We start from the raw sequence: 21136 nt of genomic DNA, 5'->3' as shown, positions 1-21136 counted from the left end.
GTTGGCGGTTGTCGGGCGGCGGTCGGTGTATGGGGCCTGGTATGACGTGATCGCGGTGCCGATCGAGTCGATTGGGGGTATTCCGTGGGTGTATTCGGCGGTCGGGCGGATCGGTGATGGTAGAGCGCGGCGGTCGTGGCGGGCGGGGGCTTCGGTTGCGGTGACGCTGGCGTTGTTGGCGGTTTTCGTGCCATTGCTGGGCGGTGCCGATGCGACGTTCGCGAAACTGCTTGCCCTCGTGACGCCGCAGGTCGACGCGGAATCGGTGCTGCGGTGGATCATCGTGTTCGCGGCGCTGGGGCTCGGCAGCATCGGGGCGATGTACCTGCTGGCGGGTCCGCGCCCCGCGGCGGCGGGTGATTCGACCGGCTGTTGCTTGCGACGGTTGGAATGGGCATTGCCGGTGGGCGCGCTGACCATCCTGTTCGCGATCTTCGTCGTCGCCCAGTTCGTCGCGTTGTTCGGTGGCGATGACTACGTCCAGCGCACCGCGAATCTGACCTACGCCGAGTACGCGCGCAGCGGATTCTGGCAGCTGTCGATCGTCACAATGCTGACGCTGGCGGTAATCGCGGTCGTATTGCGTTGGGCCGCACGCGACTGCGCCACCGACCGGGCCTGGCTGCGGATCCTGCTGTGCGCGATCGGCGTGCTGTCGCTGATCATCGTCGCCTCCGCACTCGGCCGCATGTGGACCTATCAGCAGGCCTACGGCTTCACCGTCATGCGCCTGCTGGTCGAGGTCTGCGAACTGTGGCTGGGCCTGGTCTACCTGCTGATGATGGTGGCCGTGCTCCGCCTGGACGGCACCTGGGTTCCGCGCGCCGCCATCGGCACCGCGATGGCGATTTTGTTCGCCATGTCCGTCATCAACCCGGAAGGCATTGTCGCGGAGCGGAATATCGATCGCTGGCAGCACGGAAAGAATCTCGACGCGGAATACCTGGGCAGCCTCTCATCAGACGTCGTTCCCGCTGTCGGCCGGCTTCCCGAACCGCAGCGCCGCGCAGTGCTCGACGCGATCCGCGCCCGGCTCGATGAGGACACGTGGCAGGGGTGGAACCTGTCTCGCGCGAATGCCCGATAGGTCGAGGTGGCGGGCGATCCCGGGCGCTTCACGAGCCGTGTCGATCTTGCGGTGTGATGTCGAGAATGGCGAGGAAGGCGCTCGCCGCTGGCGTGCGGCTGAACCGGCTCCAGATGACGTATTCGACGCGGGTCGGCGCGTCGGCGACCTCGATGGTGAGCACGCCGGTGAGCTGAGGCGCGTAGGCGGAGGGGAGCATGGCCACGGCGAGGCCCGGCGCGACGAGTCGAGCGATGTAGTCCGCGGTGGTCACTTCGAAGGCGACGTCACGGTCGAGCCCGGCGGCGGCGAAGGCTTGGTCGGATTGGACACGTCCGGCCGTTCCGGCCGGAAGGTCCACGAATACCTCGGAAGAAAGCCTGCGGAGATCGACCGCCGGTTCGTCGGCGAGTGGATGGTCCGGCGCGACCACGGCGACGAGTCGGTCGCGGGCGAGTTCGTGGGCCGCGACACCCTGGGGTCGCGATGTGGTCGGCAGACCGAGGAAAGCGATGTCGATGGCTCCTTGCTCGACCTGCTCGACGAGGTCCTCGCTCGCACCCACCCGCAGGCTGATGCGCACATGCGGGTACCGCTGGCGGAAGTCGTGCAGCGCACCTGGGATATCGACCGCGGCGACGGTGGGGATCAGGCCGACGGCGAGCCGTCCGCGTATCTCTCCGACAGCCGCGGCGACCTCGGCGGCCGCGCGTTCGGCGGCGTCGAGACATTGGCGGGCTGCGGGAAGGAACGCCGCACCGGCCGGGGTCAGCCGCACCCGGCGGCTGGTGCGCTCGAACAGTCTCGCGCCGAGTTCGCGTTCCAGGCGCGCGATTTGGTGACTGAGGGCGGACTGGACGACCAGACATCGTTCGGCGGCCCGGGTGAAGCTGTTCGTCTCGGCGACGGCGACGACGTAGCGCATCTGCTGAAGCTCCATGGATCAATCTTGTATTCAGATTGATGAAGTGACAAACATGTGTTGGACTCATTGATTGCTCCCAGGTGAGACTGACAGCGTGAAAAGCTCAGCAGCACAGAGGGTTTCCGGCGGAGCCGGGAAAGGTGCTCCCTCTGGAAATCTGCCTCGCGCCGCCCTGACGGCGCTCGCTCCCTTGGCATGGGGCACGACCTATGTCGTTACCACGCAGCTTCTCCCGCAGGGACATCCACTATTCGCGGGAGTCCTGCGGGCGTTGCCCGCCGGTCTGATCGCGCTGGCGATCACCCGGACGCTGCCGCGTGGACCCTGGTGGGGGAAGGCCGCGGTGCTCGGCGTGCTGAACATCGGACTGTTCATGCCGCTGTTGTTCATCGCGGCCGAACGCCTGCCGGGCGGTGTTGCCGCGACTTTGGCGGCGGCCCAGCCGCTCATCGTCGCCGTCCTGGCCGTGGTGGTCCTGCACGAGCGTCCCTCCGCCTGGCGTCTGTGCTGGGGTGCATCGGGGGTTGTCGGGGTCGGCTTGGTGGTGATCGGGCCGAATGCGGTATTCGACGTCGTGGGGATCGTGGCGGGACTTGCCTGTGCGGCCACGATGGCACTCGGCGTGACCCTCACCAAACGCTGGGGAAGGCCCGCCGAGGTCGGTCCCACCGCATTCGCCGGGTGGCAACTCACCGCGGGAGGTCTGTTCCTGGTGCCGCTCACCTTCCTTGTCGAGGGGCCGCCTCCCGCGATCACCTCAACCGCTGTCCTGGGCTACCTCTGGCTGGGGCTGGTCGGCGGTCTGATCGCCTACGTTCTGTGGTTTCGCGGCATCACCACCTTGCCGGTGAACTCGGTCTCGATTCTGTCGCTGCTCTCGCCGCTGGTCGCCGCCGTTCTCGGCGCGACGCTGCTCGGCCAGACGCTCGGCCCGATCCAACTCGTTGGGTTCGGGCTCTGCCTCGCCGCGATCGTCGCGGGGCAGCTTCCCGCGCCCACCCGCTCACTCGACTCTGTTTCAACACCCGTATCGGAAGGGGCACTTCGATGAAGATCGCCGTCGTCGGAGCCGCGGGCATGGTTGGTGCGCGCGTCGTCGACGAAGCCGCCAGCCGAGGCCACGACCTCATCGCGGTATTCCGGAAACAGCGGCCAACCGCTCCGCCGCCAGGGGTGATCGCTGTCGAGGGCGACGCGAACGACCTCGACCACATGAGCCGAGCGTGCAACGGCGTCGACGCGATCGTGATGGCGACCCGCCCTGCCCCCGGGCAGGAGAACACCGTCACCACGACCACGACGGCGCTGCTCGACGCGGCCCTGAGAGTCCGCAGCCGCATTCTGGTCGTCGGCGGTGCTGCGCCTTTGCAGATCCCGGGACATCCCGACCGGCTCGTTGTCGACAGCCCGAAGTATGTGCCGCAACAATTTCGCACCATCGCCGCTGCCAGCGCCGCGCAACTGGACACCTGCCGAATGCACCCGGCCGACTGGGTCTACCTCAGCCCACCCGCGCTACTCGAACCCGGACCTCGCACCGGAAAGTACCGACGCGGCACGACCACACTGATCACCGCTGCCGACGGCGCATCCCGAATCTCGGCCGAAGACCTCGCCGTGGCCGTGCTCGACGAGCTCGAGAACCCAGGTGCGAGCAAACACTTCACCGTTGGTTATTAGGCGCGATGAAGCCAATACTCGGCATTTCGGTCGCGCTCGTCTGCCTCGGCGTCGCGGCGCTGGTACCCGCGGACCGGGCGGCGTCGCACCGCCCGGTGTTCCCCACCGCGATCGACCTGCCCGCCGGATTCCAGCCGGAGGGCATCGCGATCGGGTCGCTGCCAGTGGCCTACCTCGGCTCGCGGACAGACGGCTCCATCTACCGCGCCAACCTGCTGACCGGACGGGGCGCCCTGCTGAGCCATGGGGCGGGTACGCCCTCGCTCGGGCTCCAGGCCGACCACCGCGCCCGACTGTTCGTCGCCGGTGGCACCGGAGGCGACGCCCGCGTCGTGGACACTCGGACGGGCGCACTGCTGGCGAGCTACCGACTCGCCACGCCGCCGGAGACGTTCGTCAACGATGTGGTGCTCACCCCCACGGGTGCGTGGTTCACCGACTCGCGCACGCCCGTGCTGTACCACCTGCCCGTCGGCAGCGACGGTGCGCTGCCACCGCCCGAGGCGGTGCAGCGACGCCCGCTGACCGGTGACATCGTTTACGTGCCCGCAGCGATCAACGCCAACGGGATCGTGCGCACGCCCGACGGCACCGGGCTGATCATCGTTCAGTCGGTGACCGGCCGACTGTTCCGGGTCGACCCGGCGACGGGTGCGACGCGGCAGGTCGATCTCGGCACCGAGGCGGTGCCCAACGGTGACGGACTGCTGTTGCACGGCAGCACGCTATTTGTCGTACAGAACCGGCTCAACGCGATCGCCGTGATCACGCTCGACCGCACCGGCACGAAGGGCACGGTCGAGCGGCGCGTCACCGACCCGCGCTTCGACATACCGACGACCGTTGTGGGGTTCGGCGGACGCCTGTACCTGCCGAACGCCCGCTTCACCACGCCGCCGGAGCCGACTACGCCGTACAACGCCGTCGCAGTCGATCTACCCCGATGAATGGGGTCGGCCGGCTGGGCCGCGCCAGTACTCGTGACATCGATGTGCTCGAGCGAAACTGGCACAGTGATCGTCAGAACCGCTCGACAGCACGACATCCCAGCCTTTTTGTCGCTGGCGACGCAGGTCGAGCACTGGTTCGGCCCGATGGTCGACGAGCCCGGCTTCCACGACGCCTTGGACAACAACATCCGGCGTGGGACGGCACTGATCGCTTCCTCCGGACCGATCGTGCTGGGCGGGTTGTTGTTCGGCGTTCGCCGAGCCCCGACATATCACGTCCGCTGGCTCGTCGTCTCCGAACAGGCACGAGGTGTCGGTGTCGGTCGGGCTCTGATAATGGACGCGCTGCACAGATTCGTCCGGGCTCCCGCCACCGTCGAGGTGATCACCTTCGGTCTCGGGCACCCCGCTGCGACCCCCGCCCGGGCGTTCTACGAAAGCCTCGGCTTCACCCCGGCCGAAGTGGTCGCCCCAGGCCCGGAAGGTGGTCCGCGCCAAGCCTTTCGGCGAACAATCCCTACGGCCCGGGCCATTCGCGCCTAGCTCAGGGCGCGGTGGACCGCGTCGGCGGGATCGGTGGCGAGTTGTGCTGCGGGTAGGGGGTTTCCGGCGGCGTCGTGGAGTTGCCAGCCGCCGAGGGAGATGGCGGGGATGGTGCCGCGGTGGCGGGCGAAGGCGAGTTCGGACAGGGTGCCCCAGGAGCCGCCGATGACGATGACGGCGTCGGCGGACTGGATGAGGATGGCGTTGCGGGCCTCGCCCATATTTGTGTAGAGGACGGCGGATAGACCGGGGCAGGCGGCGGAGCGGTCGGTGTCGGGGCGGATGCCGATGACGAGACCGCCCGCGTGCGCGGCGCCCGCGGCCACCGCGGCCATGACGCCGAGGCCGCCGCCGCACAGGACGGTGGCACCGGCGGTCGCGAGCAGTCGCCCGACTTCCTCGGCCCATTCGGCCTCGGCGGCGGTGCAGGCACTCGGCCCGCATACCGCGACCTGTGGAGGGGTGTGACCAGCCATGGAGTCGACGATAGTTGCGGGAGGGGTTTCTCAGAGGTCACCCCGCATAGTCACTAACCGCGCTTGGCCAGCAAAGTATCGAGCTGGGTGGCGAATTCCGCGGCGTCGGACCTGTATCCGACATGGTCGCCCGCGAACTCCAGGATCTCGAGTCCGAGGCGTTCGCTGAGCACCGCGCTGGGCAGGGCGGGGAAGGCGTCCTTGGAGTCGTGCCCGACGGCAAGAACCAGCTTGTCCGCCGCGGCTCGCAAGGCGTCGAGATCCGGTGTGTAGCGGACGTACCGACGCATTTCGTGCTCCATCCAGAACATCATGTTCTGCTGGACGCGCGTGCTGATCGCGGCGGCTTCCGGTGTGGGTTCCTCGTTCGGGTCGCCCTGCGGCCGATTCAGCCCGACCCCCTCGGCGAAGATGGCCAGTGCGGCGGGGAACCCCTCGGACTTGCTGGTCTGGTAGACCTCGTCGAAGAAGGTCAGCCACTTGTCGGCATCGGGCAGTACGGTCGCCATCGGTGGTTCGTGCGGGATGAGCGTATGCACGAGTTCCGGACGTGCGGTGAGCAATTCGAGCGCGACGATGGCGCCGGAGCTGCTGCCGAGCACCGCCGCGGGCTGGTCGCCGAGGTGGACGAGCAGGGCCGCGGCATCGGCGGCGTCGAGTTCGACGCGGTGGTCGATCGCACCGTCCTCGGGACTGCGGGAGAACCCGCGCCGGTCGTAGGAGACCACGGTGTAGCGATCGGCGAGTAGTTCGGCGATCTGGTCGAAGGACCCCGCGTCGCCATTGCCGCCGGGGATGAGCAACAGCAGGGGACCGGTGCCGCGGATCTCGTAGTAGAGCGTGGCGCCGGGGACGGCGAGGGTGTGGTTGGTGGGGACGTCCATGGGAAAGGCTCCTGGTAGGAAGGACAGTTGCCGCAACGCTTCCCGGATGACGGGCAGTGCCGCGGTGGGCGGATCGGCATCTACCCAGCGGTCGATGGCGACCTGCAGCGCCGTCGCGATCGCGCCGGCCATGATCTGCGGGAACATATCGGAGTGCAGGTCGCGGCCGGTGCGTTCGGCAATGGCCGTGGCGATGGCCTCTTGGATGACGGCTTGGGCCTTGAGATATTCGCCCTGCAGCGCGGGCTCGGTGGTGATCAGCCGAACCCCGCGGGTCCACACCGGATCGGGCAGTTCGTCATCACGGAATTCGGCCAGTACCGCGTGAATGACGGCGGGCCACAGTGATTCGGCCGCCGGACGATCGTGCAGTCCGTCCGCGATCCGACGGGCTCGATCCACCGCCACCGAACAGACGGCCTCGTACTTACTGGCGAAATAGTTGTTGAACGTGCGTGGCGAGACGCCCGCCGCGGCCGCGATCTCCTCGACCAGCACATTGTCGAGACCGTGCTCGACCGCCAGCCGCAGCGCCGCGAACCCCAGCGCTTCCCGAGTCGCCAGCTTTTTGCGTTCCCGCAACCCGAGTACGAATGCCACGCCATTCACGATACGCAATCTTGCGTGACACGCAAGATTGCGTGAGCGGAAAGTTTTGGGCCGCAACGGGGTAGACAGCGCCGCAACCGCGGTCGATCGAGATCAGCAGAGCCACAAGGCGTATAGGCGAACTACTCGCGATCCTCCGCGAAATCTCGAGCCCTTCGGGCAGGCGGACCAACCAACCTGCGGGACACCGTGATCCGCCCGAGAACCCAGGCGAGCAGCACCGCGGCCAGGAACGACAACAGCGACGCACTCATCCACGCCTGCTTGGTGAAGTGCAGCTTCTCCTGCACGTTCACCCAGAAGTCCGTCCACACCCCGGCATCGCCCGGGTTGATCAGTTGGTACACCGAAAGTCCCACCAGCCATGCGAAAACCATGCCCCAGCGCGAGGGCGCGTTCGCCTCGGTATTCCACTTGCCCTTCGCGCGCAGGAAGAAGTCCGCGACGAGCACGCCGAGCAGTGGCACGAATACCGAACCGATCAGGCCGAGGAAACCGAAGTAGTTCTCCATATTCAGCCGCAGCGCCAGCAGCGTGATCAGCACACCGAGACCGATCGAGAGCACCCGGCGATCGATGCGCGGCGCGAGGTTCTGGATCGAGACCGCCGTGGAGTACACGTTCGCGAACGACTGGTCGGCCTCGCGGACGACGAAGATGAAGAAGAACACCGCGCCCAGAGCGACATTCAGGAACGGCGAGTACGCCCCTGCGTCGCCGGATGCGAGCGCCAGCGCGAACAAACCCAGCACATAGGCGATGATCTGGGTGAAGGCATACGCTCCACTCGCCGCGCCGAATGCGGCACCGGTGCTGCGGGAATGCCGGGTGTAGTCGGCGGCCACCGGCACCCACGAGACCGAGACCGCCAGCGCCGCGTCGGTGGCGATCCAGAAGAGGTTCCAGTCGACGCCGAATGGTCCCTCGCCCTTGGGGCCCGGGTTGGTGGTGAGATCGGGCAGACCCGCGCGCACGAACTGGATGTAGAACCAGATCAACGCGATCACCACCCCGACGGTCACGAACCGGCGCAGCATTCGCACCGAACCGAGCGGCCAGATCGTCAACACCGTCGTCAGCACACCGGCGGCGACCACGTAAACCCAGTGCGGCCCACCGTCGAACAACTCCGCGGCCGCATTGCCGATGACGATCAGCTCGAAGGTGCCCCAGCCGATCAGCTGGGCGATATTGAGCACCGTCGGCAGATAGCTGAGCTTCGCGCCGAACAGCCCGCGCAGCAACATCATCGCGGGTTTGCCGGTCTTCGCGCCCGGCACCGCGGCCAGTCCGAGCATGAGTCCGCCGACCACCGTCCCGATGACCATCGCGAGAATGCCGGCGGCGATGGAGATCTGGGCCGCACCATCGGTATTCGGCGCGAGCACGGTGTACGCACCGGAAAAGGCGATCAGGCTGACCCCGAGGTTCGCCCAGAACGCGCTCTGGTCCCAGAAAGAGAGCACCTTGGGCGCGGGCTGGTCCAGGGTCAGCGGTGCTTCGCGCCGTTCGGATTGATCAAGGCTGGGTGCAGACATCCCGGTACCGCTCTCCCTACGCCGGAATTACCCGGACAGGTTCATGCGGTCGGCGAAACGGTGGGGTCCGCCCTCTCAGCCCGGCCGTGCCCGAGCTCCCGCGCTGAGGTTATTCGCGCGAAATGCTACACCCACCTCCCACCGCGCCCGGCCCGGCCTTCGGACATTCCAGACAGGTTTCGCGGACCGCCCACGAAAATATCGAATACCGCTCATACTGTGCGGTACCGATCTGGTTATCGCTCGGTTATCTGTCGCTCACCGTCCGCATCGACTGGAATGAGTACGCGCCATGATCCTGATCGCCGTGCACGAAACCGTTCTGGCCCAAATCGACAATCCGACGCCGGAGGCCCCGCCCAACTCGGACAAGATCCTGCAGATGGTCCGCTATCTGACCTGGATGGTTCTGCTATCGGGCGTGTGTGGCGTCACCTACGCGGGCGGGAGGTTCGCGTGGGAGAAGTGGAATGGTGGCCAGCTGGATTCGCCGAAGATGCTCGCCGGAGCGATGCTCGGCGGCGTCATCGCGACCAGTGCGGGCACCATCATGAACGCCGTGATCGGCGGCTGAAAGCCATTGCCGCGCTTGCCGGTCCCGCGGGATCCGGAGTCCGGCTGACGGTTGCTCCGGCGACTGCGCGTGCGAAGGCGACGGCGTCGTGGACGGCCGCGCCGCCCGGGTCGTTGTTGAAGTAGACGAAGACGTCCTCGCGGTCCGGCCAGGTCTCGGCCAGTCGCCGCGCCCAGCTGGCGAGTGCCTGGCGCCCGTAGCGCGGCGACGGCGTCGCCCGTCCGTGGTGCAGGCGCAGATAGCCCCAATCCGTTGTTCGCCACAGCGGTGTGACGGGACGGGAACCAACGTCGGCCCAGCACAGCGCGGCACCGCATTCCGCCAGTACGGCACGGACTTCCGGAATCCACCACGACTCGTGTCGGGGTTCGACCGCGACCCGGGTGCCCGTCGGAAAACAACGCAGGCACGCATCGAGCAGCGACGGATCGGCGCGCAGCGTCGGCGGAAGTTGCAGCAGCACCGGGCCTAGCTTCTCGCCCAGCGCGGATGCGTGCTCCATCATCCGTTCGACGGGTTCCTCGGGCTCGCGCAGCCGCTTGATATGGGTGAGAAAGCGACTCGCCTTGACCGCGAAACAGAATCCGGGCGGCGTCCGGTCACGCCATGCCGCGAAGGTCTCGCTGCTCGGCAGTCGATAGAAGGCGTTGTTGCTCTCGACGGTCGCGAATCCCGCGGCGTAGGCCTCCAGCCACAGACGCTGCGGAAGGTCCGCCGGGTACAGCACGCCGCGCCAGTCCTTGTATTGCCAACCCGAGGTGCCGACGAGCAGGGGCATATCTCCATCGAAGCACGCGCGCCCCTTTCGGGTGACCGATATAGTAGCGACGCTGTGTAGTAGACGATCCGGGGAGGGCGCGATGAGCGCGGTCGAGCGGCGAATAGCGTTGGCGCAGTGGAGTTTTCTGCATTGAGCCGGCTTCGTGCTCGGTGCGGTGCATATCGTGATGGTGGGCTGCACCCGGTCTTCGGCTCGGCTCAGTAACAGCCTTCGAGGGTCGCGGCGGCGAGGGTGTCGATGACATCGGTGACGTCGTTGTGCGCATGCAGCGCGGCCAGTTGCCGACGGGCGCCGTTGCCACGCGCCACGATCGCCGCGACGGTATCGCTGACGAAGTCCTGGTCGCCGGACTGCTCGAGCGCGGGGGTGACGTAGTCGATCAACTGGGCGAGCAGCCTGCGGTTCGGGAAGGCGCGGCCGGTGATGGTGTCGAGGCCCGCCCCGTCCAGGCCGGATCGGGCGGCCTTCCAATAGGCGGCATGCAAGAGTTCGGTGGGTACCCGCGGCGGGGGTCGGGTATCGTTCTGCGCCATCACGACCGCGGCGCGAATCAGCGTGGCCAATAAGGCCGTTTCCTCGACGGTCGCCGGAATATCGCTGACGCGCACCTCGACGGTGGGAAACGACACCGAGGGCCGAACATCCCAATACACCATCGCGGTATCGAGAATGCTGCCGCTGGCCATCATCATCTCGACCATATCGTCGTAGGCCGCGGTGGAGTCGAAAAAGGGCGGCGGACCGGCGCTCGGCCACCGCCGCCACTGAATGCTGCGCCAGCTGGCGTATCCGGTATCGGTGGCGCGGTAGACCGGGGAATTGGCGGTCAATGCCAGCAATACCGGCAGCCAGGGCCGCAGGTAATTCCCGACCTGCACCGCGGTTTCCCGACTCGGAATCCCGACGTGCACGTGGCAGCCACATAAACCCTGCTCGTGCGCGAGCATCCCGAAATTGCGCTCGATGCGGGCGTAGCGCGGGGTATCGGTGACCGGAAACGCGTCCGGCACCGCGGGCGGCACCGCGACGGCGAGCAGGCGGGCACCATGTTTCTCGGCGCAACTGGCGACACCCGTGCGCAGTCGGCACAGGTCATCGAGCAATTCGGAAGTGCGGGTGTGCACCTCGGTATTGGTTTCGACCTGACAGCGCGTCAGTTCCAACTTCAGGGCGATCCCGATCTCGCCCGCCGCCGCCGCGACTTCGACATTGCGCGGGCTCGGGGCGCCACTGATCGGCTCCGCCAGGAGGAACTCCTCTTCCACGCCGACAGTCGGCGAGGCCGCGTCCATTACTGGAGTTTACTGCTCGCGGTGCAATCGCTGAACGCGTTGGGCGTTCGTTTGAGCGCGCAACGGCAGGGTAGGTCGACCGTAGTGAATCACCCGGAGAGAAAGGGGGCCGGCATGCCCGACGAATTGCGCGGTGCACGAGCACTGGTCATCACCGCGAATATCGGAGTCGAACGCGACGAGTTGCGGATACCGCTCGACTGGCTGCGCGAACACGGAGCCGTGGCCGTGCACGCCACCCCTGAGCGCGGCGAAGTGCAGACCTTTCACCACGATGTCGACAAGGACGAGGTCGTGCAGCCGGATGCGGTGCTCGACGATATCGAGGCCGACGACTTCGACGTACTCGTCGTCCCGGGCGGCACGGTGAATGTCGATAAGCTGCGCGTCTGCGAGCGTGCCGTGGATCTGGCGCAACAATTCGTGCGTGCGGGAAAACCGGTCGCGGCGATCTGCCACGGCCCGTGGCTGCTCGTGGAGGCCGATGTCGTCTCGGGCAAAACACTGACCTCCTATCACTCGCTGCGCACCGATGTCATCAATGCCGACGGTCGCTGGATCGACCGTCCGGTGGTGCGCTCCGACGAGAACGGCTGGCCGCTGATCACCTCCCGCCATCCGGGTGACCTCCCCGAATTCACGCACGCGATCGCCGCGGAGCTCACCGCGGCCGAGTCGGCGCAGGCATTCATCGGCGATGAGCTGGCCTGATGCCGGTGAGTTCGCGATCCTCGGACCGTCCTACCGATATGGACGCAACCAATCTCGCCGACCTGTACGAGCTGCCGCCGCTCGACTGGGCCGATATTCGCAAACGCCTCGATGCGGGCATCGAACAGGCCCCCGGCAGCGGCGGCCCGGACCGGCACACCTGCTGGCTGAGCACGATCAACCCGGACGGCAGCCCACACGTCACCGCCATCGGCGCCCTCTGGGTCGATGGCGCCTTCTGGTTCGTGACCGGCGCGCGAACCCGCAAGGGCCGCAACCTGGCTCGCGATCCACGCTGTTCGGTGAGCGTATCCACCCACGAGTTCGATCTGGTGGTCGAGGGCACCGCGAACCAGGTCATCGATCCCGCGGCGGTCGCCGAGATGGCACAGCGCTATGTCGAGCAGGGCTGGCCCGCCCGCGTCGACGACACCGGCCGAGCGCTCACCGCGGCATACAGCGCGCCCTCCGCAGGCCCGCCGCCCTGGCACGTCTATCGCCTCACCGCGCTCACCGCCACCGCTCTGTCCACCGTGGAACCGGGCGGCGCAACCCGCTGGCGATTCTGACAGCTCGTGCGTTGTGTGATCGGCGCGCCGGTCGCGACCCACTAGCGCCTCACTTCGCTGTCCTGGTCGTCCTCGAGCACGCCGCCGTTGCGCTCGATCGTCTTCGCCGAGGCGAGGTTGTCGCCCTCGCAGACGATCAGCACTAGGTCCATGGTGTGGACTACCGGCGGGGTAAGCGGGCGGGATTTGCGCGGCCGGAGCCTCGTCGATTACCCGCGAGGTAATCGTCTCGAAGCGCTGCGGTTCGTAGGATCGGCAGGGTGAGTACGCAGACAGCGGGTGACCTGCTGCGCCACTGGCGGCTCGAGCGCAGGCTCAGTCAGCTGGAATTGGCCGGGCGCGCCGAAACCTCCGCACGGCATCTGAGTTTTATCGAAACAGGTCGGGCCAACCCGAGCCGCACTATGGTCGTGCACCTGTGCGAGCAGCTGGAGATTCCCTTGCGTGAACGCAATCGGCTGCTGCTCGCGGCCGGATACGCTCCGGCCTACGCCGAACCATCCCTGGACACACCCGCGATGGACGCGGTGCGCGGTGCGATGCGCCAGATCCTCGCGGGACACGAACCGTATCCGGCGCTGGCCATCGACCAGAGCTGGAACATGATCGACGCCAATGCCGGTGTCGCACTGCTGTTGCAGGGGATCGACTCGAAGCTGCTCACCGCACCGGTGAACGCCCTGCGCCTGAGCCTGCACCCCGACGGCATGGCCGGCCGCGTCGCCAACCTCGCCGAATGGCGCGGCCATATCTTCGAGCGCCTGTCCCGCCAAATCGAGGTCACCGGTTCGCCCGAACTGATCGAGCTGCGCGATGAACTGCGCGAATATCCCGGTGGCGAGGCCGATCTCGTCCTGCCCGAACCGGACCAGGCGATAGTGCCGCTACGCCTGCGCCACGAAGACCACGAACTGTCCTTCATCAGCGTCACCACCGTCTTCGGCACTCCCATGAACGTGACCGTCGCCGAACTCGCCATCGAATCGTTCTTCCCCGCCGACGAGGAAACCAAGAAGCGCCTCAACGCCGCGTCGCGATGACCGGTTGCGGCAGCCGGACACGATAGATTCGCAGGCGTGGGAGCAGGCAGGGGACGGAAGTGACGGACGCGGCCCATCTCGCCGAGCTGCTCGGCAGCGGGGTGCGTGCGGTGACCGACCTGGGATCGAGTCATTCCTGGACGGTGCATCGGGCCCTTCTCGACGACGGGCGCGACGTGTTCGTGAAGGCGGCACTCGACCAGGCGGCGGTATTCGAAGCGGAGGCGGCGGGGCTGCGGTGGCTCGGCGCGGGAGTGCCGGAATTGGTTCCCGAGGTGTTGGCCGTCGACGAGCGCATGCTGGTGCTGCCGTGGCTTTCGCAAGCCTCGCCGAGCGCGGCGGCCGCGGAGCGCTTCGGCCGCGATCTGGCTGCGCTGCATGCGGATTCGCCGGGATTGTTCGGCGCGAGCTGGTCGGGCTGGATCGCCGATCTGCCGCTGGACAACACACAGGTCGACGGTTCATGGGCGCGCTGGTACGCCGAATACCGCCTCGCCCCGTACCTGCCACGCGCCGCGGCCGATCTCGGTCGTGACGGCATCGGCTTGCTCGAGCGTGTGATCGAGAACATCGACAGTCTCGCCGGTCCACCCGAACCACCCAGCCGCATCCACGGCGATCTGTGGGCCGGCAACATCGTGTGGACCGCCGACCGCGCACTGCTCATCGACCCGGCCGCCCACGGCGGTCACCGCGAAACCGACCTCGCGATGCTCGCCCTGTTCGGCGCACCATACCTGGACCGAATCCGGGCCGCCTACAACGAAACCCACCCACTGGCCGACGGCTGGCGCACCCGCATCCCCTTGCACCAGCTGCACCCACTCCTCGTGCACGTCGCGCTCTTCGGCAGCTCCTACCGATCCCGAACACTCGCCGCCGCCCGCGCCGCCACGCACCGATAAGGCTGGTACCCCGCTCGCCTCAGCTCGTTTTCGCGATGACCTTCTCCGCGAACCGCGACAGGTGCGCGATCTTGGTGTCCAGGGCTTCGGTATCGGGTTCGGTGGTGTACGGGTAGCGGAAGCCGACGATCACATCGGTGACGCCCTTGTCCTCCAACCGTTTCACGCCGTCCACGGTGAATCCGTCCAGCGAGATGACGTGCACCTCGAAGTCCTTGCGGGTGCCGTATTCGGCGCGCAGGGTATCGAGTTTCGCGAGCAGCCGGTCCAACTCGGCCGGGTCGCCGCCCGCGTGCATCCAGCCGTCGCCGCGCTGAGCCGCGCGCCGCAATGCCGGGCCGCTGTGTCCGCCGATCAGGATCGGGATCGGCTCGGTCGGCACCGGGCTGATCTTGATCGGCGGCAGGTCGTAGTACTGCCCGTGAAATTCGAAGTAGCCGCCCGCGGTGAGCCCGCGCACGATATCGATGCATTCGTCCATGCGCGCACCGCGATGTTCGAACGGCACACCCATGATCTGGAAATCATCCGGCCACGGGCTGATCCCGACGCCGAAGCCGAAACGATTGCCGCTCAACGCCGCGATCGAGGCGGCCTGTTTGGCCACCAGCACCGGTGGGCGGATGGGCAGCTTCACCACGAACGGCGTCAGGCGCAGGGTCGTGGTGGCCGCCGCGATGGCCGCCGACAGCACGAATGCCTCGATGAACGGCTTGTCCTCCAAGAACTCCCGACTGCCGTCGGGGGTGTAGGGGTAGGTGGCGTCGGATTCCTTCGGATAGGCCACACTGTCGGCAATGGTCATCGACGTATACCCGGCCGCCTCCGCGGCCTGTGCCAGCGGCACGTAATAGCTCGGGTCCGTCATCGTCTCGGCATAGGTGAATCGCATCTCAATCGCCTTCCATCCCGGTACTTTCGGCGCCGCGCGCCCTCGATATGTCTGCCGCATGCGCACCAGCGCGGCGCCCGAAGTAGGACCCCTCACCCAGACACGTCCCGCTGGCATAGCCGCAACTGTCCTGCGCCAGATTCGAGGCGCAGGCGCCCGCCGCGTACAGCCCGGCGATCACCGACCCGTCGGCGCGCAGCACCGCACCGTCGACGGAGGTGCACAATCCGCCGAGGGTGAATCCGACGTAGGTCGCCTTGCCCGGTGTGAGATCGAAGGCACCCCACGGGCCCTCGGTCAACGGCGTCAGCCAGTCGGGATGCTTGCCGAATTCGGGATCGCGTCCTTCTGCCGCCGCGGTGTTGTACGCGGTCAGGGTCTTGCGCAGGGCGCCATCGGGCATGCCGAGCGCCGATTCCATCTCCGAGACGCGGTTCCAGCCGTCGACAAATTTCACCATCGGCAGCTCCGGCCACACCATGTGCTCGCTGTCGACGATCAGATAGGCCATCGAATCCGGTTGCGCGACAACGGCACCCGCCGTGCGCCCGTGATAGGAATCCTCCGCGACGAACCGCCGCCCCGCCTTGTTCACGATGATCCCGTACAGCAGATCGGCCGGCGGATAGAACGACGCCGTCATGAACGCCCCGTCCATCTGTGCGGTGGCACCGCCCGCCGACTGCCCGAGCCGAATACCGAGCCCGTCATCGGAGGGCACACCCAGCGGCAGAAAATGTTCGGCCAATCGCGGGGTATAGGCGGCGACCATCTCCGGATTCATCACATAGCCGCCGGCTGCGAGCACCACCGCACCCGCGGCCGCACCCTCGCGCCACCGCACCCCGATGATTCGCCGGTCCCCGTCGGCGACGAGCTGTTCCACCTTGGTCTGGTACCGCACCTCGATGCCCAACTCCCGCACCCGCTCGGCGAGCACCGCCATCACCTGCTGCCCGCCGCGTTCGGCGAGTGCGTTCACCTTGTGTCCACGCGGCGCGGGCGAGGCCTGATCGCGGTAGGGCCATACCTTTTCGTTGCCGGTCCACATCAGCCCCTCGGTCCCGGGCTGCACCACCGACTTCCCGGGATAGAACGACCGCTCGAACTCGATCCCGTGCGCCTCCAGCCATTCGAAATGCGCGACGCTCTCGGTGCAGTACGCGCGAATCTTCGCCGAGTCGGGCTCGGGAGTGACCGCCTCGAGATAGGCGATCATCGCCTCGACACTGTCGGCGTGGCCGGTCGCCGACTGCACCGGTGTGCCGCCACCGAGATAGAAATGCCCGGCCGCCAACGCCGACGCCCCGCCCGCAGCGCCGCTGCGCTCGAGCAGCAACACCCGCGCACCCGCCTCGGCCGCGCTGATCGCCGCGCATGCCCCGGCGATCCCGAAGCCGACCACGATCACGTCCGCGGTCGTGTCCCATTCGAGCGGGCCGGTAATGAGCTGGGGGAGTTCGGTTCCTACGCCCATGGATTCGAAAACCCCTCCGGAATAAGGTAATCGAACATCGCCTTCATATCCGCCGACAACCGCATCAGCTCCACAGCCGAACCGAGCGCACCCCCGTCGAGATAGGTGAACTCCATTCCGACACCCTCGAACGCACCCCGCGCGATGATTTCCGCCCCGGCGGCCTTCGCCTCCGCCAGCGCCGCGTCATAATCCTCGGGCACCCACGCGAGGTGATGCAGTCCCGGCCCCGCGGTCGCCAAATGTTCGGAGTACAAACTGATCCCGGACTTCGGCTCGATCAGCTCCAACTGCTGACCGCCCGCATACCCCAACGCCACGGTGATCGTGTAATCGGCGGGCGCGCCGTGCAATTCGCACGACTGCGGCCCGAAATGCACATCCGGGATGGTGAACCACTCCGCCACGCCATAGCGCTCGCTGAACTCCCGCTGCGCCGCCTCGATATCGCGCACCACCCAGCACAGCTGGAAGATCGGACCCCGCGCGACGGTCATCGGATCACCTCGACTCTGCTGCGCCACCGGCACCACGCCCGCGGTGGCGGCGGTGTTCACGCTGTGCCCAAAACTCTGTGCGACAAGCTTTTCCGCGCAGCGCGGCGCCGATGCCCGAGCCCGCTCCGGTGACGACTGGCACACGTTCCTTTCGCACGCCCCCAATTAATCACTGATGCTTAACATCGTCAATACCTGGGTTTAGTACAGTTCTGGCATGGCCATCGAGGATCCGCGCGCCGCACTGCTCGACGCCGGCGAACGACTCATCGCCGAACGCGGCGTGGATGTCCCGCTGCGCGATATCGCTGCCGCCGCGGGCCAGCGCAACAACTCCGCGGTGCACTACTACTTCGACTCCCGGGGCGGCCTGATCGAGGCCATCGTCGAACGCCGCATGAACTGGCTCGAGGACCGGCGGATGGGACTGCTCGCCCAGCACGAGGCCGACGGCACCGCGCATGAGATCCGCACACTTGTCGCGATGCTCACCGCCCCCATCCTCGAACTCATCGGCACATCGGGGATCACCCACTACGGCCGCTTCCTCGAAGTGGTGCGCGCCCACCCCGTGATCGCCGACGCCCGCCGCCTCGCCGGCGCCGACCGCGCCGCCGTGCGCATCATCGCCACCCGCCTCGACGCGGCCCTCCCACAACTGCCACCGCGCCGGCGCCGCCAACGCCTGGAAACCATGGCGACCGTCATGTTCGCCCTGATCGCCGACTACGAACGCGCCCTGGAAGCAGGTGTGCGCACCGCCGACCCCGACAGCGACGCGGCCGAAATCATCGACATGATCGTCGCCATGCTCACCGTGCCCATCCGCCAGGCGACTCCCGGTGGCGCATGATGTGGCTAACGTCCAGCAGACCGGAATGCCTCCTGCGGCCCCGGCGCAATGCGGGTACGCTTATGTTCCTACCGATCAATCAGGTGTGCTACCGGGTTGCCGGGAGGTGGAAATGCTCAGCGCCACCGAGCAGTTCAGCAAGGAACGCGCCCCGTGCGGGAAGCAGAGGGCCGGGGCTCGCCACCGCGAAGACGACGAAGCGGGCTTGGTCATCGACGATATGACCTACGACTGTGGCTGCCGCCGGATTCGGCACGAATACCACGACGGCAGCATTCGGATCAGAATCGTCCGCCATGACGGCAAGGTCCTGATGGACGAGCACAGCGCCGACTTCGAGGCCTGACCGACCACACCCCGGGTGGCACCATGACCGCTTTTCACGACGTCGTGATCGTTGGCGGGGGCGGCGCGGGTCTGCGTGCGGCCATCGCCATCGCGGAACACAACCCGCGGTTGAGTGTCGCGATCGTTTCCAAGGTCTATCCGATGCGCAGCCACACCGTCTCCGCCGAGGGCGGCGCCGCCGCGGTCGCCGGTCGCGACGACAGCTTGGACGAGCACGCATACGACACGGTCTCCGGCAGCGATTGGCTCTGTGACCAAGACGCCGTCGAGGCATTCGTCGAGGAAGCACCTCGGGAACTGCTCCAATTGGAGCATTGGGGCTGCCCATGGAGTCGCCGACCGGATGGACACATCGCGGTACGGGCGTTCGGCGGCATGACGAACCTGCGCACCTGGTTCGCAGCCGATAAGACCGGCTTTCACTTGCTGCACACCCTGTTCCAGACCACGCTGTCCTATCGGGACATAGTCAGGTACGACGAGTGGTTCGCGACAACATTGCTCGTCGACGAGGACAAGGTGGGCGGCGTCGTGGCCATAGAACTGGCCACCGGACGCGTCGAAACCATTCTCGCCAGCGCCGTCATCGTGTGCACCGGTGGCTGCGGCCGGGTATATCCGTTCACCACCAACGCCAATATCAAGACCGGCGACGGCATGGCGCTGGCCTACCGGGCAGGCGCGCCGCTCAAGGACATGGAGTTCGTCCAGTACCACCCGACCGGCCTCCCGTTCACCGGCATCCTGATCACCGAGGCAACGCGCGCCGAGGGCGGCTGGCTGCTCAACAAGGACGGCTACCGCTACCTGCAGGATTACGACCTCGGGACGCCATCACCGCAGCCGGTGCTACGAAGCATGGAACTAGGGCCACGCGACCGGCTCTCGCAGGCCTTCGTCCACGAACTCGACAAGGGCCGGACCATCGACACAGCGTACGGCCCCGTCGTCCACCTCGACATACGCCACCTCGGAGCGGATCTCATCGACACGAAGCTGCCATTCGTGCGCGAGCTGTGCTCGAAGTACCAGAACATCGACCCGGTCCGGGAGCTGATCCCGGTACGCCCCGTCGTCCACTACATGATGGGCGGCGTCCACACCGACATCCATGGCGCGACACCACTGGCGGGTCTGTATGCCGCCGGAGAGGTCGCCTGCGTCAGCATCAACGGCGCGAACCGGCTCGGGTCGAACTCCCTTCCCGAATTGCTGGTGTTCGGTGCGCGAGCCGGTCGTGCCGCCGCAGAATACGCGAGCTCGGCCACGGCCGACCGGACCTCGGCGGTCCAGGCGCTCGGCCGCGTCGAACAGGACCGGCTGGAACGCGACCTCACCCGCCACGCCGAGGGATCCGAACGCATCGCACACATCCGCACCGAAATGCAGGACACGATGGAGAACAGTGCGGGGATCTACCGCGACGGCGACTCCCTCGCCGCGGCGGCCGACAAATTGCGCGAGCTTCGCGACCGGTTCGGCAATGCCTGCCTCGATGACCACAGCCGGGCGTTCAACACCGAATTGGTGGCGATGCTGGAGCTGTCCTGCATGCTCGATGTGGCGGAATGCATCATCGCCTGCGCGCTGGCACGGGAGGAATCCCGGGGCGCGCACCAACGGACCGATTTCCCCGCCAGGAACGACCAGCGATTCCTGGCCCATTCAGTGATTCACCGGGAGCCGGACGGCTCGGGCCGCGTCTCGTACCTCCCGGTCACGATTACTCGCTGGCCCCCCGGCGAGCGCGTATACGGGCGGTGATCGAGTTGGTAGAACGGATAACTCTGCAGGTCGCGCGTTACCGGCCGGATCGAGAGGCCGAGCCGGTATTGGAGTCGTACGAGGTTCCGCTGCGCAAGGAATGGACGGTGCTCGACGGCCTCAATTACATCAAGGACGACCTCGACGGAACGGTGTCCTTCCGGTGGTCCTGCCGGATGGGCATCTGCGGTAGCTGCGGTATGACCGTCAACGGCGAGCCGCAACTGAGCTGCGCCACCTTCCTGACCGACTACGCGCCGGGGCCGGTGCGGGTCGAGCCATTGCGCAACTTCCCGGTGATTCGGGATCTCGTCATAGAGATCACCGACTTCATGCACAAGCTGACCGAGGTCAAGCCCTGGCTGATCAGGGCGGATCAGCGGCCGCTCGACGACGGCGAGTACCTGCAGACACCGTCCGAAATGGACGACTACCAGAAGTACAGCATGTGCATCAACTGCATGCTCTGCTACTCGGCCTGTCCCGTCTACGCGCTCGATCCCGACTTCCTCGGTCCGGCGGCGATCGCACTGGGCCAACGCTACAACCTCGACTCGCGCGACCAGGGAGCCGAAGATCGGCGCGACGTTCTCGCATCGGCCGAGGGCGCATGGGCCTGCACCTTTGTCGGCGAGTGCACCACCGCCTGCCCCAAGGGGGTCGACCCGGCCGGCGCGATCCAACGCTACAAGCTCACCGCGGCCACGCAATCGCTGCGAGATTTCCTCATGCCCTGGCGGGCACGATGACCACGACACCCCG

Annotated in this window: 23 protein-coding genes and 1 riboswitch; of the genes, 14 read left to right on the top strand and 9 right to left on the bottom strand. The window is 66.9% G+C overall.

Annotation, left to right across the window (positions count from 1 at the left end; translation table 11 throughout):
* On the top strand, positions 1-1087 hold a 1087-nt coding region (locus ACHQ4I_RS21860; protein WP_420773657.1), incomplete at its 5' end, for a DUF4153 domain-containing protein.
* A 28-nt stretch (positions 1088-1115) separates the two neighbouring features.
* On the opposite strand, the gene ACHQ4I_RS21855 is transcribed toward ACHQ4I_RS21860, so the two are convergent.
* Positions 1116-2006: a LysR family transcriptional regulator gene (locus tag ACHQ4I_RS21855; RefSeq protein WP_420773656.1), complete on the bottom strand. Its 891-nt coding sequence runs from the start codon at positions 2004-2006 to the stop codon at positions 1116-1118.
* Between the two features lie 79 nt (positions 2007-2085).
* On the opposite strand from ACHQ4I_RS21855, the gene ACHQ4I_RS21850 reads away from it, so the two are divergent.
* The 4 genes from ACHQ4I_RS21850 (at position 2086) to ACHQ4I_RS21835 (ending at position 5164) form a co-directional block, all read left to right on the top strand.
* The gene (locus tag ACHQ4I_RS21850) at positions 2086-3042 is read left to right on the top strand and encodes an EamA family transporter (protein ID WP_420773655.1); all 957 of its coding nucleotides are present in this window, start codon (positions 2086-2088) and stop codon (positions 3040-3042) included.
* Positions 3039-3671, top strand: a complete 633-nt coding sequence (locus ACHQ4I_RS21845; protein WP_420773654.1) for an NAD(P)-dependent oxidoreductase — start codon at positions 3039-3041, stop codon at positions 3669-3671. Before ACHQ4I_RS21850 ends, ACHQ4I_RS21845 begins: the two co-directional genes overlap by 4 nt.
* 5 nt (positions 3672-3676) lie before the next feature.
* Positions 3677-4618 carry an SMP-30/gluconolactonase/LRE family protein gene (locus tag ACHQ4I_RS21840; protein ID WP_420773653.1) on the top strand — a complete coding sequence of 314 codons (942 nt, stop codon included), beginning with the start codon at positions 3677-3679 and terminating at the stop codon, positions 4616-4618.
* 66 nt (positions 4619-4684) lie between these two features.
* Positions 4685-5164, top strand: a complete 480-nt coding sequence (locus ACHQ4I_RS21835) for a GNAT family N-acetyltransferase (RefSeq protein ID WP_420773652.1) — start codon at positions 4685-4687, stop codon at positions 5162-5164.
* Here ACHQ4I_RS21835 and ACHQ4I_RS21830 read toward each other — a convergent pair.
* From ACHQ4I_RS21830 to ACHQ4I_RS21820, 3 genes are all read right to left on the bottom strand, one after another.
* Entirely contained in the window at positions 5161-5640 is a 480-nt protein-coding gene (locus ACHQ4I_RS21830) for an SLOG cluster 4 domain-containing protein (protein ID WP_420773651.1), read from the bottom strand. The two genes, ACHQ4I_RS21835 and ACHQ4I_RS21830, sit on opposite strands and share 4 nt — an antisense overlap.
* A 53-nt stretch (positions 5641-5693) precedes the next feature.
* Positions 5694-7124 carry an alpha/beta fold hydrolase gene (locus ACHQ4I_RS21825; RefSeq protein WP_420773650.1) on the bottom strand — a complete coding sequence of 477 codons (1431 nt, stop codon included), beginning with the start codon at positions 7122-7124 and terminating at the stop codon, positions 5694-5696.
* Between the two features lie 131 nt (positions 7125-7255).
* Positions 7256-8671 (bottom strand): purine-cytosine permease family protein, encoded by a 1416-nt coding sequence (locus tag ACHQ4I_RS21820; RefSeq protein WP_420773649.1) that lies wholly within the window; start codon positions 8669-8671, stop codon positions 7256-7258.
* A riboswitch (TPP riboswitch) is annotated at positions 8666-8783 on the bottom strand. (Overlaps the previous gene by 6 nt.)
* Before the next feature lie 180 nt (positions 8784-8963).
* On the opposite strand from ACHQ4I_RS21820, the gene ACHQ4I_RS21815 reads away from it, so the two are divergent.
* Positions 8964-9245 carry a hypothetical protein gene (locus tag ACHQ4I_RS21815; protein ID WP_420773648.1) on the top strand — a complete coding sequence of 94 codons (282 nt, stop codon included), beginning with the start codon at positions 8964-8966 and terminating at the stop codon, positions 9243-9245.
* Here the strand turns inward: ACHQ4I_RS21815 and ACHQ4I_RS21810 are convergent.
* Positions 9220-10023: a DUF72 domain-containing protein gene (locus tag ACHQ4I_RS21810; protein WP_420773647.1), complete on the bottom strand. Its 804-nt coding sequence runs from the start codon at positions 10021-10023 to the stop codon at positions 9220-9222. The genes ACHQ4I_RS21815 and ACHQ4I_RS21810 overlap by 26 nt on opposite strands.
* A gap of 200 nt (positions 10024-10223) precedes the next feature.
* On the bottom strand, positions 10224-11318 hold the full coding sequence (locus ACHQ4I_RS21805; RefSeq protein ID WP_420773646.1) for a carboxylate-amine ligase: 1095 nt from the start codon (positions 11316-11318) through the stop codon (positions 10224-10226).
* Between the two features lie 114 nt (positions 11319-11432).
* On the opposite strand from ACHQ4I_RS21805, the gene ACHQ4I_RS21800 reads away from it, so the two are divergent.
* The 4 genes from ACHQ4I_RS21800 (at position 11433) to ACHQ4I_RS21785 (ending at position 14543) form a co-directional block, all read left to right on the top strand.
* A complete protein-coding gene (locus ACHQ4I_RS21800; RefSeq protein ID WP_420773645.1) occupies positions 11433-12029 on the top strand; it encodes a type 1 glutamine amidotransferase domain-containing protein in 597 nt (198 codons plus the stop codon).
* A gap of 38 nt (positions 12030-12067) precedes the next feature.
* The gene (locus ACHQ4I_RS21795) at positions 12068-12598 is read left to right on the top strand and encodes a pyridoxamine 5'-phosphate oxidase family protein (protein ID WP_420773644.1); all 531 of its coding nucleotides are present in this window, start codon (positions 12068-12070) and stop codon (positions 12596-12598) included.
* 251 nt (positions 12599-12849) lie between these two features.
* Complete coding sequence (locus ACHQ4I_RS21790) at positions 12850-13638, top strand: helix-turn-helix domain-containing protein (protein ID WP_420774168.1); 789 nt, start codon at positions 12850-12852, stop codon at positions 13636-13638.
* Positions 13639-13697: 59 nt separating this feature from the next.
* The gene (locus ACHQ4I_RS21785) at positions 13698-14543 is read left to right on the top strand and encodes a fructosamine kinase family protein (RefSeq protein ID WP_420773643.1); all 846 of its coding nucleotides are present in this window, start codon (positions 13698-13700) and stop codon (positions 14541-14543) included.
* A gap of 19 nt (positions 14544-14562) precedes the next feature.
* On the opposite strand, the gene ACHQ4I_RS21780 is transcribed toward ACHQ4I_RS21785, so the two are convergent.
* From ACHQ4I_RS21780 to ACHQ4I_RS21770, 3 genes are read right to left on the bottom strand one after another with little or no spacing between them, the layout of a single operon-like run.
* The gene (locus ACHQ4I_RS21780; RefSeq protein WP_420773642.1) at positions 14563-15435 is read right to left on the bottom strand and encodes a TIGR03619 family F420-dependent LLM class oxidoreductase; all 873 of its coding nucleotides are present in this window, start codon (positions 15433-15435) and stop codon (positions 14563-14565) included.
* Position 15436: 1 nt separating this feature from the next.
* Complete coding sequence (locus ACHQ4I_RS21775) at positions 15437-16912, bottom strand: FAD-binding protein (protein ID WP_420773641.1); 1476 nt, start codon at positions 16910-16912, stop codon at positions 15437-15439.
* A complete protein-coding gene (locus tag ACHQ4I_RS21770; protein WP_420773640.1) occupies positions 16903-17409 on the bottom strand; it encodes a VOC family protein in 507 nt (168 codons plus the stop codon). The genes ACHQ4I_RS21775 and ACHQ4I_RS21770 overlap by 10 nt, the downstream gene beginning before the upstream one ends.
* A gap of 217 nt (positions 17410-17626) precedes the next feature.
* Between ACHQ4I_RS21770 and ACHQ4I_RS21765 the strand changes: the two genes are divergently transcribed.
* The 4 genes from ACHQ4I_RS21765 to sdhB all read left to right on the top strand — a co-directional run bounded on the left by ACHQ4I_RS21765 (position 17627) and on the right by sdhB (position 21123).
* Positions 17627-18262, top strand: coding sequence for a TetR family transcriptional regulator (locus ACHQ4I_RS21765; protein ID WP_420773639.1), 636 nt, complete (start codon positions 17627-17629; stop codon positions 18260-18262).
* Between the two features lie 112 nt (positions 18263-18374).
* Positions 18375-18608, top strand: a complete 234-nt coding sequence (locus ACHQ4I_RS21760; RefSeq protein WP_420773638.1) for a hypothetical protein — start codon at positions 18375-18377, stop codon at positions 18606-18608.
* A 23-nt stretch (positions 18609-18631) separates the two neighbouring features.
* Positions 18632-20374 carry a fumarate reductase (quinol) flavoprotein subunit gene (gene frdA / locus ACHQ4I_RS21755; protein ID WP_420773637.1) on the top strand — a complete coding sequence of 581 codons (1743 nt, stop codon included), beginning with the start codon at positions 18632-18634 and terminating at the stop codon, positions 20372-20374.
* Between the two features lie 5 nt (positions 20375-20379).
* Entirely contained in the window at positions 20380-21123 is a 744-nt protein-coding gene (gene sdhB / locus ACHQ4I_RS21750; protein ID WP_420774167.1) for a succinate dehydrogenase iron-sulfur subunit, read from the top strand.
* Positions 21124-21136 lie beyond the last annotated feature (13 nt).

The organism is Nocardia nepalensis (assembly GCF_048910785.1).
Classification (GTDB): domain Bacteria; phylum Actinomycetota; class Actinomycetes; order Mycobacteriales; family Mycobacteriaceae; genus Nocardia; species Nocardia nepalensis.
Note: the sequence above shows the minus strand (reverse complement) of the source record. Positions and strands in the feature narration are given on the sequence as shown.